12 protein-coding genes are annotated in these 12,450 nt (G+C 59.1%); 10 read left to right on the top strand and 2 right to left on the bottom strand.

What is annotated here, in order from left to right; genetic code table 11:
* Positions 1 to 50: 50 nt before the first annotated feature.
* The gene (locus ACQZ45_RS12100; RefSeq protein ID WP_065688004.1) at positions 51 to 1,121 is read right to left on the bottom strand and encodes an LLM class flavin-dependent oxidoreductase; all 1,071 of its coding nucleotides are present in this window, start codon (positions 1,119 to 1,121) and stop codon (positions 51 to 53) included.
* A gap of 400 nt (positions 1,122 to 1,521) precedes the next feature.
* Between ACQZ45_RS12100 and ACQZ45_RS12095 the strand changes: the two genes are divergently transcribed.
* The 5 genes from ACQZ45_RS12095 (at position 1,522) to ACQZ45_RS12075 (ending at position 5,632) form a co-directional block, all read left to right on the top strand.
* A complete protein-coding gene (locus tag ACQZ45_RS12095; protein WP_065687798.1) occupies positions 1,522 to 2,139 on the top strand; it encodes an alpha/beta hydrolase in 618 nt (205 codons plus the stop codon).
* Between the two features lie 217 nt (positions 2,140 to 2,356).
* Positions 2,357 to 2,554 (top strand): hypothetical protein, encoded by a 198-nt coding sequence (locus tag ACQZ45_RS12090; protein WP_003511101.1) that lies wholly within the window; start codon positions 2,357 to 2,359, stop codon positions 2,552 to 2,554.
* A 171-nt stretch (positions 2,555 to 2,725) separates the two neighbouring features.
* Entirely contained in the window at positions 2,726 to 3,895 is a 1,170-nt protein-coding gene (gene ssuD / locus ACQZ45_RS12085; RefSeq protein ID WP_003511099.1) for an FMNH2-dependent alkanesulfonate monooxygenase, read from the top strand.
* Between the two features lie 195 nt (positions 3,896 to 4,090).
* Positions 4,091 to 4,636 carry a flavin reductase family protein gene (locus ACQZ45_RS12080; protein ID WP_003511097.1) on the top strand — a complete coding sequence of 182 codons (546 nt, stop codon included), beginning with the start codon at positions 4,091 to 4,093 and terminating at the stop codon, positions 4,634 to 4,636.
* A 51-nt stretch (positions 4,637 to 4,687) separates the two neighbouring features.
* Positions 4,688 to 5,632, top strand: coding sequence for an acyl-CoA dehydrogenase family protein (locus tag ACQZ45_RS12075; protein WP_065687797.1), 945 nt, complete (start codon positions 4,688 to 4,690; stop codon positions 5,630 to 5,632).
* A gap of 7 nt (positions 5,633 to 5,639) precedes the next feature.
* On the opposite strand, the gene ACQZ45_RS12070 is transcribed toward ACQZ45_RS12075, so the two are convergent.
* On the bottom strand, positions 5,640 to 6,089 hold the full coding sequence (locus tag ACQZ45_RS12070) for an RrF2 family transcriptional regulator (protein ID WP_003511094.1): 450 nt from the start codon (positions 6,087 to 6,089) through the stop codon (positions 5,640 to 5,642).
* 304 nt (positions 6,090 to 6,393) lie between these two features.
* On the opposite strand from ACQZ45_RS12070, the gene ACQZ45_RS12065 reads away from it, so the two are divergent.
* The 5 genes from ACQZ45_RS12065 (at position 6,394) to ACQZ45_RS12045 (ending at position 12,435) form a co-directional block, all read left to right on the top strand.
* Positions 6,394 to 7,398: an LLM class flavin-dependent oxidoreductase gene (locus ACQZ45_RS12065; protein WP_065687796.1), complete on the top strand. Its 1,005-nt coding sequence runs from the start codon at positions 6,394 to 6,396 to the stop codon at positions 7,396 to 7,398.
* 23 nt (positions 7,399 to 7,421) lie between these two features.
* Entirely contained in the window at positions 7,422 to 8,762 is a 1,341-nt protein-coding gene (locus ACQZ45_RS12060; protein ID WP_065687795.1) for an LLM class flavin-dependent oxidoreductase, read from the top strand.
* An 85-nt stretch (positions 8,763 to 8,847) separates the two neighbouring features.
* Positions 8,848 to 10,035, top strand: coding sequence for a M20 aminoacylase family protein (locus tag ACQZ45_RS12055; protein ID WP_013761660.1), 1,188 nt, complete (start codon positions 8,848 to 8,850; stop codon positions 10,033 to 10,035).
* A 23-nt stretch (positions 10,036 to 10,058) separates the two neighbouring features.
* Positions 10,059 to 10,616, top strand: coding sequence for a GNAT family N-acetyltransferase (locus ACQZ45_RS12050; RefSeq protein ID WP_003511088.1), 558 nt, complete (start codon positions 10,059 to 10,061; stop codon positions 10,614 to 10,616).
* A gap of 13 nt (positions 10,617 to 10,629) precedes the next feature.
* Positions 10,630 to 12,435, top strand: a complete 1,806-nt coding sequence (locus tag ACQZ45_RS12045; protein WP_081308480.1) for an amino acid ABC transporter permease/ATP-binding protein — start codon at positions 10,630 to 10,632, stop codon at positions 12,433 to 12,435.
* Positions 12,436 to 12,450: the final 15 nt, after the last annotated feature.

Below are 12,450 nucleotides of genomic sequence, written 5' to 3'. Positions count from 1 at the left end.
AGACATGGGCGGCTTTGTTTGGCAGACCGCCCATGTTGACGCCGCCCGCATCAGTCCCGGAGTAGCGGCAACAGCTTGTCGCCCTGCCGTTCAATTTCCTGAAGATAGGGCGTGTCGGAAAGCACGAAATGGGTGATGCCAAGCGCGCGGTATTTGCGCAGCGACGCGGCGACGTCTTCCGCCGAACCGACGAGCCATGTCGTTGCGGCACCGCCTCCGCCAAATTTGCCGGGTGCGGTATAAAGATTGTCGTCCAGCACATCGCTCTGCGTGTGCAGATCCAGCAGGCGGCGCTGGCCGACTGCGACACCTTGCAGATGATCGTTCCAGCGCACGCCATTGTTCGCAGCCATCTCCGCCACCTTTGTTTCCGCATCGCGCCAAGCCTCAGCCGTGGTTTCGCGCACCAGCGTGGTGATCCGCAGACCGAATTGCAGCGGCGGCAGGTCACGGCCGAGGGTCTCACTGAAATGTCTGAGACGTTCGATCCTTTCGCGCACGCCGGCGAGCGGTTCGCCCCAGAAGAGCTGGACATCGGCTTCAGTTGCGGCAACCTGTTCGGCGGCCTCGGACGCGCCGCCGAAATAAAGTTTGGGATGTGGCCGTCCGGCACTCTCGCTGATACGCGGCGAGACGGTGGAGTTCTTGACCCGGAAATGGTCGCCATTGAAAGTGACGTTTTCCTCAGTCCAGAGCCGCCGCACCAGCCGCATGAACTCCTTCGTGCGCGCATAACGCTGCGCCTGATCGCCTTCTTCGTCGCCATAGGCCGCAAGCTCGTCCCGGCCGGAAACGACATTGATTCGTACCCGGCCACCAGAAAGCTGATCGAGCGTGGCGGCGGCCGATGCGAGATTGGCCGGCTTCCAGTAGCCGGGGCGGATAGCGATCAGTGGCTCGAAAGTGGTGGTACGCGCGGTAAGCGACGCCGCAACCGTAAAGGTATCCGGACGCCCCCAGCCGGTGCCGATCAACGCGCCCTTCCAGCCATGGTTTTCCAGCGCCCTGGCATGGGTAGTTAAAGTATCGAGGCTGTTGTGGTTTTCGCTGACGGCGTCGCCCCGATGTCCGGGTTTGACGTCATTGGGGATGTACCAGAGAAATTCGCTCGTGCTGCTCACATTATCCGCCTGAATTTTCGCTTTATGTCGCGGTGGAATGGCCCTGCCGAGGCTCGGCATCTGCCATTTTGGGGTTCGGGAGGTTGAGGTCTCCGATAGTGCGAGAATGACAAACCGGCGGCGGCACGGCCAAGCAGCGGCGTTTCTTTTCGGATGCGGCAGAGGAAAAGCTTTCCGCGTCTTTTGCTCAATTAGAACATATTTTCTATGGAAAATATTTTAGGCAATGATTCCACATGCGCAGTTTTGAGGCCCGCTGCCGAGGACGTATTTTTTGCCAGAGCGGAATTGTATGGATCGATTTTTCTCGAGTTCGGAAAAGCTGAGCAAGGCAATAGTCGACTAAAATTGCGAAATTCACCATTCTTGGCACACCCCGCCCGCAAACCACGGAGTAGGCATGTGTACCACCTTGATTGTCCCCGGCCTCAACGGTTCGGATGAGGGGCATTGGCAGCGGCACTGGCTGCTGGAAGATTCGGAGGCGCAGCTGGTCGATCAGCAGAATTGGGAATGCCCGGTTCTTGAAGACTGGCTTGAGCGTCTGGAAGCGGCGCTCGCCGCAACCGAAAGCGCCTATATTGTCGCCCACAGCCTGGGTTGCCTGCTTGTCGCCAATATGGCGACACGACCCGTGGCCAGCAAAATCAGGGGTGCGCTTCTGGTGGCGCCCGCCCATCTCGACAGAGTGGAGGCAATGCATCCATGCATCGTCCGCTTCGGCGCATTTCCTCGGTCGCCGCTCGCCTTCCCCAGTCTCGTCGTAGGTAGCATGAACGACCCCTATATGAACCCGGACGAGTTAGCCCGCACCGCTGCTTACTGGGGAAGCGATATCGTCAATCTCGGCTCGGTTGGACACATCAATATTGCCGCCGGTTTCGGCCGGTGGTCCGAGGGCTATGCTCTTTTCGCACGCCTGAAAGCGGCGTCCGAAATCAAGGCCAGCAGATCGAAGAAGCGCGGATCACCCGTTCTGCACGGTGCGCTGCTGCAGGGTGATGCCGGCGCTCTATAGTCTTTTCGTCCCAAGTCCGTGCTTTGAGCGGCCATCGTGTCGGTGCCATTGCGATGACCCCTTTATTGGCGGTTCGAAACGGAATTTTTCCCGCTGCCGCAACCTTAGTCCACGTTTGCCGGCAATCCGCCAATTATAGAATAGTAATTTTATGGAAAATATTGACCAATCTGGGCGCTCGCCGGAGGATAGAGCGAATTGACCAAAGGAGGCGCACATGCCGCAGGGACTTCATGCGTTTACTGTCGATCTGTTCGGTCTGGCCAGGCGTAGGCCGCGAGGGGATGATCAGGGCAGGCTCCAGCCGCTGGATCATTCCGGTCGTATCAAGCGGGAAAAGAGCGATCTCGACCTTGAGCGGGAAGAGATTTACGAAATGAATTTCGCGATGCTCGGACTTTATCCGGTCCTCTGACACAGGGAGGCGAAAGGTTTGTTTTCGCTTCCCAGACCCATTTCCCAGCGGAGATAAACTCTCCTTGCGGCACGGAAATTGGAACAAAATTTCTTAAACGCGGCGGGGAATTGGCTACCCTTTTAGTACCCAGCCGAATTGCCCGATGGGCGGATTGCAAAGGACCTGTCGATGAGTACAGCTGACAAACCACTCGATTTTCTGTGGTTCATACCCACCTCAGGCGACGGCAGCTATCTTGGCTCCGACGATCTGTCACGTCCCGCCGATCCCGGCTATTTTCGGGAAATAGCGCAGGCTGCGGATCGGCTCGGTTATTCCGGGGTGCTTATTCCCACCGGCGTCGCCTGCGAGGAATCCTTCATCCTCGCGGCCAATCTCGCCGCCTATACCGAGAAACTGAAATTCCTCGTCGCTATCCGTCCGGGCGTTGCCTCGCCGGCCTATTATGCGCGGCTGGCCTCCACGCTGGACCGTGTTTCCCATGGTCGGCTGCTTCTCAACATCGTCGTTGGCGGCAGCGCGCAGGAGCTGGCTGGTGATGGCATCTTCCTGCCGCACGACGAGCGTTACGACCACGCTGACGAGTTCTTCCAGGTGTTCAATTCGTTGATCGAAACTGGCAAGGGAGATCTCGACGGCAAATATATCAAGGCACAGGGTGCCAGGCTCGGCCTGCCACCGGTGCAGGAACCGCGTCCGCCGCTTTATTTCGGCGGCTCCTCCGATGCCGGGATCGAGTTCTCGGCCGGTATCACCGACAAGTATCTGACCTGGGGTGAGCCGCCGGCACAGGTGGCGGAAAAAATCGCCAAGGTTCGCGCCGCCGCAGCGAAAAAAGGGCGAGAAGTGACATTCGGCATTCGCCTGCATTTCATCGTGCGCGAAACCGATGAGGAGGCCTGGGCCGATGCGGACAAACTGATTTCCAAGCTTTCCGACGAAACCATCGCTTCCGCTCAGGAGGCCTTCTTAAAGGCGTCGGATTCGGTCGGTCAGGCAAGGATGCGGGCGCTGCATAATGGCCGGCGTGACCAGCTTGAAGTCTCTCCGAACTTGTGGGCGGGAATCGGTCTTGTCCGCTCTGGCGCCGGCACCGCGCTGGTGGGTTCGCCGAAGACAGTTGCGGCGCGGCTGCGGGAGTATCAGGCGCTGGGCATCGATACCGTCATCGCATCGGGCTATCCGCATCTGGAGGAAGCCTACCGTCTATCCGAATTGCTGTTTCCGGAAATCGGGCTTGATGGGCCACGTAATCAGATCCGTTCGTCTTTCGGCACGAAACAGGTTTTCGGCGGCGGCGGCCACGGCGGTAACGTCAAGCTGGTATCCGGCTCGTGATCAATCGCCGGAAGGCAGGCGGCCCTGTCTTCCGGTTAGCCTTTCCTATGGGCGTCATTCGGCGGAGCGTTCACGGGAGAGCGGCATATAAAACATTATTTCCATAGAATATAAGTATTATGGAAAACGATGTCTATTTCACGCCCCGCCGCCGCTGCTAACTATTGAGCAACAAGCTGTTTTCAGGAGCGATCGATGACATTGCAATATGCGGCCAAGGATCAACAATTCATCAATCTCCGCGATCCCGTCTCTGGCAAGGCGCCGGATGCCGATAGCCTTAAGGCGGCGCTCAGGACGCTGGGCGGCGGTGTCAGCGTCATTACGGCGGGCGAGGGTGATGCGCGCACGGGTGCTACGGTAACATCCGCCACCGCCCTGTCGGTCGATCCGCCAAGAATTCTGGTTGCGCTCAACCGCTCCTCCTCCACATGGCCTGTGGTGCAGCGCTTCGGCCATCTGGCGGTGAATATTATCGGCCCGAACCATCAGTTCATCGCCAACCAGTTTGCCGGTGTTGGCGGTCTGAAAGGTGTGGACCGTTATCGCGGCGCGGAATGGACCCGTCTGGCGAGCGGCGCGCCCATCCTCGAGGACGCCGTTGCCGCGATCGATTGCACCATCGAGGAGGCGATCGAGCGCCACAGCCACGTCATCATTATCGGCAAGGTGGAGGCGATCCGCATCGGATCGGGTCACTCGCTGGTCTATCAAAACGGCCGTTATCATTCGCTGGACTGAGCTCCGGCCTTTCCGGCGCTTTCACTGGGTCATTCTTTGAGGGAGTTGAGCATGGGATCTGTCACGCCGCTCGGCGAAAGAATTCGTTTCGTGTCCCCGCGTCTCGGCGCGGATGGGGATGTACTGACCGTTGCCCGGACGATTGCCGAAAAATGCGCGGTGGAAAGTGCCGCACAAATCCACGCGCGGATTGCCCGTTCCGGCCTTCTCGCCCTCTCCGTTCCAAACGATCTGGGCGGGGCGGACATCACTAACGACGTTCTCTCGCAAGCTCTCTCGATTATTTCCGCGGCGGATGCGGAGGCGGCGCATGCGCTTGCCGAACACTTCACGGCGCTCGAATTCATCAGGAACGCCGGTAGCGAAGAGCAGCGCAAAACCCTCTTCGCCCGCCTCGATCTTGGTGAGACTTTTGCGCTTGCCTCATCTGACGCCGGCGTGGATCAGGCGGTTCTGTTGACTGGCGACGACTATGGCTTGCGGCTGCCCGATGACATTGCCCGATCTGTTACCTCAGATGCAGACTGGATCGTTGTCCCGGCAGTCAACGCGGCAGGGCAGGCCGTGCTCGTTGTTCTTCGCAATCGCCCGGATACATCATGGGACGGCCTGCTGCGCGCCGATCAGGTCGCGTTTCTTGCGCAGGGCGCTGGAAATCTGGCAGCCTCCGTTTTCATCCTTCTGAAGGCCGCCGTGGCTCTGGGTGAGAAACAGCGTGAGCTTTCAGCGTTGCTGATTGACAGATTGGCCGAGGAAGGTGATGCGCGCCCCCTTATCGGCGAAATATTTCTCGCAATCGAATTGCTGAAGGCACAGATTTCCCGCCTCGCGGCCAATATCGATGCGGCGCAGGTGGGGGCGGAAAGCGTGACCTTTCGCTCTGTCCGCAACAATGCCATCACGCTGGAAATTCTAATGGCCCGTCTCGGACTTATCGATGGTGCAAGCGAATCCGGGCTGATTGCGACCCTGGGAGACGATCTGCGCCGGCAGTAAACCGCGCTTATTCGCCTGCCGGAATAAATTGCGCGTCTTGTCCGCCTTTTGCCACGAATTGTGCGAGCGTCATATTGTCCAGGATTGTTGCGATGGCGTCCCGCACGTCCGTCATCGAAACCCTGACCTGACAGGTCTCGGGATCGTCGCAGTCGTCGCAGGCTTCAAAAGCGGTGCGGCTGGCACAGCGGATGGGTGCCAAGGGCCCGTCCAGCGTGCGGATGACCTGCCCGATCATGATTTCCGATGGCATTTTCGACAGCGAATAACCGCCATTCGGTCCCTTCTTGGAACGCAGAATGCCGCTGTTGCGCAGTTCCAGAAGAATAGTATCCAGAAATTTTTTCGGAATATTGTTGCGGGTTGCAATCTCGGTCACAAAGGCGGTCTCGCCCTGGGGCAACCGCGCCAGATCGACAAGAGCCTTCAGTCCGTATTTGCCTTTTTTGGTCAACATCGCATGATCCGCAAAGAGGGCCAGCACCTTCTGAGTGCCGGGTTATGGTGTTCTCAACTTACTAAGTAGTTTTTACCGAATTCCCGCGCAAGTCCGTTTCGTCCCGGCTCGATGCACAAAGCGGCTTTACACCATCGTTTTTCGCCCTGTTTCCTCATCGTTTCGGATTGCTTTGCCAAAGACGCCTGCCGAAACCATAGCGGGAAATAATATTTTCTCTGATCGCGTCGCAACGTGGAACGAACGTCCTTTATTACTATATAAAATCAGTAGACAAAGTATGCATCAAAAGACGTGCGAGGTGATGATGTATACTCTCAGTTTGCTGGACAAGAGCCCTGTTCCAACGGGTGAGAACGCGGCAAGCGCGTTCCGCGACACGATCAATCTCGCCAAACGCGCCGAAGAACTGGGCTATCGTCGATTCTGGGTGGCAGAACATCACAATTCGCCGGAGCTTGCCGGTTCCGCGCCGGAAGCGCTGGTTGCATGGATTCTGGCGAAGACCTCTCGTATCCGCGTCGGCTCGGGCGGCGTGATGCTGCAGCATTACAGCCCCTACAAGGTCGCCGAGGTTTTCAACGTGTTGTCGTCGCTCGCCCCCGGTCGGGTCGATCTCGGCGTCGGCAAGACACCGGGCGGGCTGCCGCTTGCGACGTCTGCCCTACAGCAGGCCTATGATCCCGCCCGCAAGCCGGATTTCGAAACGGCTTTTGGTGAACTTACCACGTTTCTCTCCGGTGCCGCGCCGCAGGGGCATGCGCAGGCCGGGTTGCAGGCAACACCGGTGCCGCCGGTTGCGGTGGAACGGTTTCTGCTCGGTGCCAGCCCGGAAAGCGCAAGGCTTGCAGCTTCCAAAGGATGGAATTTCGTCTTTGCCGGCCACCTCAATGGTGATCCGGAGGTTCTTCGCAGCAGCCTCTCGGCTTTCCGTGAGGAGAGCGGCGGCAGGGCGCCGATCCTTGCCCTCTCCGTCTTTGCCGCCAGTGATCCCGACCATGCGGCGCGTCAGGTGGAAGGTCAGCGCATCTACCGGGTGTTCCTCAGCGACGGCAAGGCGTTCAACCTTGGCCGCCGTGAACAGGCGGAAGAATTCGCCCGCCAGTCCGGCGATACCGATTATCGCATCGAGGAGCGTAAGCCCAACGTCCTGCATGGCGGGCCGGACGATATTCACAAGGCGCTGCGTGCGCTTTCCGATGAGCACGGTATCGAGGAATTCATCGTGGAGCCGCCGCATGTGGGGGCCGATCAGAGGCTCGCCTCGATCGAATTGCTGGCCACACACCGCCTTTCCAGGGCCGCGTGAACTTGTCCTCAGGAGGAAATGACATGACGAAAAAGACAATCCGTTTCGGCATCATGCTCCAGGGCCCCGGCGGGCACATGAACGCCTGGCGGCACCCGAAAAGCCTTGTTGATGCCAGCGTCAACTTCGATTTCTTCAGGAAGAACGCGCTGAAGGCAGAAGCCGCCGGCATCGCCTTCGCCTTCGTTGCCGACGGGCTTTACATCAACGACAAGTCCATTCCGCATTTCCTCAACCGGTTCGAGCCTTTGACCATCCTTTCGGCGCTCGCCTCCGTCACCTCGAAGATCGGTCTTGCCGGCACGGTTTCGACCTCCTACAGCGAGCCCTTCACCATTGCGCGCCAGTTCGCCTCGCTTGATCTTTTGAGCGGTGGCAGGGCCGGCTGGAATGCAGTAACGACGCCACTCGAAGGTACGGCGAGGAACTACAGCCGCAACCATCCCGAACATGCGCTGCGTTACGAGATCGCCGATGAATATCTGGAGGTGATCAAGGGCCTGTGGGACAGCTGGGACGACGATGCCTTCGTGCGTAACCGCGAGACGGGACAGTTCTTCGACAGGCAAAAACTCCACACGCTCGGCCACAAGGGTCGCTTCTTCCAGGTGGAAGGTCCGCTGAACATCCAGCGTTCGCCGCAGGGGCAGCCGGTGATTTTCCAGGCGGGGTCTTCGGATGCCGGTATCGGGCTTGCGGGCAAACATGCCGACGCCGTTTTTACTAATTCTGCATCGCTCGAGGAAAACCAAACATTCCTCAAGCGCGTGAAGCAGAGTGCTGTCGCGCAGGGCAGATCCGCAGCCGACGTGAAGATTTTCCCTGGCATCGGGCCGATTGTGGGCGAGACGCAGGAGGAGGCGGAAGCGAAATACAACATCATCCGCAACCTCATCACCATCGAGGATGCGCTCGCCTATCTCGGCCGTTTCTTCGACCACCACGACTTCAGTGTCTATCCGCTGGATGAGCCTTTCCCCGAACTTGGCGAGATCGGCAAGAACAGCTTCCGTTCGACGACCGACCGCATCAAGCGCCGTGCGAAGGAAAAAAACCAGACGTTGCGCGAAGCGGCACTGGAGGCGGCGACCCCGCGCGAAGGTTTCATCGGAACTCCGGACAAGGTGGCGGACGAGATCATCCGCTGGGTGGAGCACGATGCGGCCGACGGTTTCATTCTGGGCTTCCCGGTGATTGCCGAAGGGCTGGATGATTTCATCCGCCTCGTCATACCGGTGCTGCAACGGCGCGGATATTTCGAACCGCATCTGGAAGGCAGGACGCTGCGTGAGCATCTCGGCCTGCCTTTCAAGGACAGCATCTATTCCCACGCTGAAAGCGGTTCCAGCAAGGCGATCGCATAAAAGCGGGGTCGGGCGGCAGCCATTGCCGCCCGGAGAGAATTTCAAGGTGCTGTGCGGGTAAAGCGCAGCGCAGGAGACCAGAACCATGAATATCCGCATTGACGGTGCGCGTCCGCAGGACGACGCCGAACGGGGAATCCTTGCCTTCATCGAGGAAAGCATCGCCATCCGGCACGATCTTCACCGACATCCGGAGCTTTCTCTTGGGGAAAAGCGCACGGCGGCGCTCGTTGCCCGTTACCTCCTCTCCTTCGGATATGAGGTAACCGAGGGTGTCGGGGGCCATGGCGTCGTCGCCACGTTGAAACGTGGTCATGGTGACAAGCGTCTGGGTATCCGCGCCGATATCGACGCCCTGCCCATCGTCGAGGAAACCGGTCTTGCCTATGCCAGCCAGACACAGGGCGTCATGCATGCCTGCGGTCATGACGGTCACACGACTATCCTGCTCGCCGCTGCCCGTTATCTAGCTGAAACATCGAGTTTTTCCGGCACGCTGACGCTGATTTTCCAGCCAGCCGAGGAAATCGGTGCGGGTGCTAGAGCGATGATAAAGGACAGGCTTTTCGAGCGGTTTCCCGTCGATGCCGTGTTCGGACTGCACAATTGGCCGGGTGTCGAAACCGGACAATTCGGCTTTGTCGAAGGGCCTGCCATGGCCTCCGTCGACAAGGCGAAGGTTCGGATCATCGGCAAGGGCGGGCACGGGGCGGCGCCGCATGAAACGGTTGATCCGGTTCTTGCCTCGGCAAGCTTCGTCACCGCCTTGCAGAGCATCGTCTCGCGCAATGTCGACCCGCGAGACATGGCGGTGCTGACGGTAGGCTCCATCCATGGCGGAACTGCTTCCAACGTCATTCCCGAGAGTGTCGAACTGCAGATTACCGCGCGGGCCTTTTCGCCCGCCGTGCGCGACAGACTGGAGGAGCGGCTTCCCGCCCTTGCCAAAGCACAGGCGGAAAGCTTCGGCGCAAGCGCCGATGTCACCTACTCCCGTGGCTTCCCGCCCGTCATCAATCACATCAGGCAGACAGCTTTTGCCCGCGACGTCGCCAAACGGCATTTTCCAGCCGAACAGGTTGCCGAAGGCTTTCAGCCGCGAACGGCGAGCGAGGATTTCGCCTTCATGCTTTTGGAGCGGCCGGGCTCCTATCTCTTCGTCGGCAATGGCGACAGCGCGCCACTGCACAGCCCTCACTACGATTTCAACGATGCGATCATTGCGCCTGCGGCACGCTTCTGGGTGCGTCTGGCCGAAGCATACCTCTCCTGATGCAACGAGTTTAGGACAATGAGATGAGCGACAGTTTTCTCTACACATCGGTCAAGGATCCGCTCGCAACCCCGCTTCTGGAGGAGTTGCTGTTCGAATATGACAGCCGCTACGGCACATATTTCAACGCGGAAGGCGCCAAGGCGGAACTTAACAAATATCCGCCGGAGGCTTTCAGCCCGCCGTCGGGCAATTTCCTGCTGCTCTTGCGTGGCGGCAAGGCGATCGCCGGCGGTGCTTTCATGCGCTACGACGAGGAAACCGCCGAGTTCAAGCGGGTCTGGACCCATTCGGCCCACCGCCGGCAGGGGCTTGCCAAAATAGTTCTTCAGGAGCTGGAGCGGCAGGCGATCCGGCAGGGTTACGCCCGTGTCTATCTGACCACGGGCTTCCGCCAGCCGGAAGCGGTCGGCCTATATCTCACCAACGGTTATCGCGCGTTGTTCGATACGTCGGCCGATCCTGAAACGATCAGGTCGCTGCCTTTCGAAAAATGGCTTGCCGATAGCGCCTCCGCCTCCGTTGCGGAAGGCGCTTCGATACCGGCGGCCCGGCCGCATTCTTCCCCGGCCCACCCGTGAAAGGCTTTTTCAGATGACGATAGCCTCTGATTTTCCGCATGTTGCATTGAACGACCAGAAGGGTGAACCGATCAAGGGTGGGTATTCCCATTTCCGCATCGTGCCGGCCCGCTACCCCTTGCGGACCGTGGGAACAGTCTTCTCCGTACTCATCATTGCGGCCGTTCTGCATTCCGTTTTCGGCAATCCGCGCTGGGGCTGGGATGTCTTTGCGGAATGGTTTTTCGCTGAACCGGTGTTGGTCGGCTTAGGACGGACGCTGCTGCTGACCGCGCTCGGTGCGGTGCTCGGCTTCGCGCTGGGAACGCTGCTGGCGCTTGCCCGCGTTTCACGCTCGCCACTGCTGGTTGCCGTATCCTGGACCTATATCTGGATTTTTCGATCCATTCCGCTGATCGTGCTTTTGCTGATCCTCAACAACCTCGGTTATCTCTATGAGACCGTGACGATCGGTGTGCCCTATACGGGCATCAACTTCTTCAGCTGGAATACCACGCAGCTGATGACGCCGTTTGCGGCCGCCGTTCTGGGGCTGACGCTCAATCAGGCCGCCTTCGCATCCGAAATCGTCCGTGGCGGCATTCTCTCGGTTGATCAGGGGCAGCTTGAGGCTGCCGCAGCACTCGGCCTTCCCCGGCGGCGGCAGGCGTCCCGCATTGTTCTGCCGCAGGCGATGCGCTCCATCTTGCCCACCGCCTTCAACGACATCATCGGCCTCGCCAAGGGGACTTCGCAGGTCTATATCCTTGCCCTGCCGGAGCTGTTCTACACGATCCAGATCATCTATCGCCGAAATCTGGAAGTGATCCCGCTGCTGATGGTCGCGACCGTCTGGTATCTGGTGATACTGACGGCGCTTTCGATCGTGCAGCACCATATCGAGCGGCATTTTTCACGCGGTGCACTGCGCAATCCGCCGTCGTCACTGTTCGCCACGATTTACCGCACCTTCCTGCCGCGCAAACCCTTGCCTGAAGCCGTGGAAACGGTGGCCACGACAGCCGTAAGGCCCGAGCGTTCGGTGCCTGCCCGTGCCGTGAGCTTTCAGCTCGGAAATCGTGGCGGGTCGGTCAATATTCATGGCGTTTCGAAATCCTTCGGGTCGCTGAAGGTGCTTGATGATATCAGCCTTTCCATTCCGGCAGGCAGTGTTACCACCATTCTCGGCCAATCCGGCTCCGGCAAGTCCACATTGCTGCGCTCCATCAACCATCTCGAGCGTGTCGATGACGGTTTTATCGCCATAGACGGTGAATTGGTCGGTTATCGTCAAAAGGGCGATACGCTTTATGAGCTGAAGGAACGGGAAATCCTCAAGCGCCGCGCCGAAGTGGGCATGGTGTTTCAGAGCTTCAACCTGTTCCCGCATCTGACCGCGCTTGAAAACATCATCGAAGCACCCATAGCCGTTCGTGGCATATCGAAAGAGCAGGCGCAGACCGAGGCGCGCGATCTTCTGGCTCGCGTCGGCCTTGCCGAAAAAGCTGGCGCTTATCCCCGTCAGCTTTCCGGCGGTCAGCAGCAACGCGTGGCGATCGCCCGGGCGCTGGCGTTGCGGCCGAAGGTGTTGCTGTTCGATGAGCCGACATCCGCGCTCGATCCTGAACTCGTCAACGAAGTGCTTGATGTTATCAAGGAGCTTTCCCGCTCCGGCGTCACGCTCATCATCGTTACCCATGAAATCGGTTTTGCCCGTGAAGTCTCCGACAGGGTCGTCTTCATGGAACAGGGCCGCATCATCGAAACAGGCACGCCGGACCAGGTGTTCAACAGCCCGGAACATCCCCGCACCGCCGAATTCCTCGCAAAAGTTCTCTAATCAAAACAACAAAGG

The sequence above is a fragment of the Agrobacterium sp. 16-2014-1-2a genome, assembly GCF_053522705.1.
This window is presented reverse-complemented; position numbering and strand designations above follow the sequence as displayed.

What these genes read in the sequence shown, in the direction of transcription:
- ACQZ45_RS12080 (WP_003511097.1), top strand. Translation starts at nt 4,091, where the DNA reads ATGACATTGCAATATGCGGCCAAGGATCAACAATTCATCAATCTCCGC.
- ACQZ45_RS12060 (WP_065687795.1), top strand. Translation starts at nt 7,422, where the DNA reads ATGACGAAAAAGACAATCCGTTTCGGCATCATGCTCCAGGGCCCCGGC.
- ACQZ45_RS12090 (WP_003511101.1), top strand. Translation starts at nt 2,357, where the DNA reads ATGCCGCAGGGACTTCATGCGTTTACTGTCGATCTGTTCGGTCTGGCC.
- ACQZ45_RS12055 (WP_013761660.1), top strand. Translation starts at nt 8,848, where the DNA reads ATGAATATCCGCATTGACGGTGCGCGTCCGCAGGACGACGCCGAACGG.
- ACQZ45_RS12070 (WP_003511094.1), bottom strand. Translation starts at nt 6,089, where the DNA reads ATGTTGACCAAAAAAGGCAAATACGGACTGAAGGCTCTTGTCGATCTG.
- ACQZ45_RS12045 (WP_081308480.1), top strand. Translation starts at nt 10,630, where the DNA reads ATGACGATAGCCTCTGATTTTCCGCATGTTGCATTGAACGACCAGAAG.
- ACQZ45_RS12050 (WP_003511088.1), top strand. Translation starts at nt 10,059, where the DNA reads ATGAGCGACAGTTTTCTCTACACATCGGTCAAGGATCCGCTCGCAACC.
- ACQZ45_RS12065 (WP_065687796.1), top strand. Translation starts at nt 6,394, where the DNA reads ATGATGTATACTCTCAGTTTGCTGGACAAGAGCCCTGTTCCAACGGGT.
- ACQZ45_RS12095 (WP_065687798.1), top strand. Translation starts at nt 1,522, where the DNA reads ATGTGTACCACCTTGATTGTCCCCGGCCTCAACGGTTCGGATGAGGGG.
- ACQZ45_RS12075 (WP_065687797.1), top strand. Translation starts at nt 4,688, where the DNA reads ATGGGATCTGTCACGCCGCTCGGCGAAAGAATTCGTTTCGTGTCCCCG.
- ssuD (WP_003511099.1), top strand. Translation starts at nt 2,726, where the DNA reads ATGAGTACAGCTGACAAACCACTCGATTTTCTGTGGTTCATACCCACC.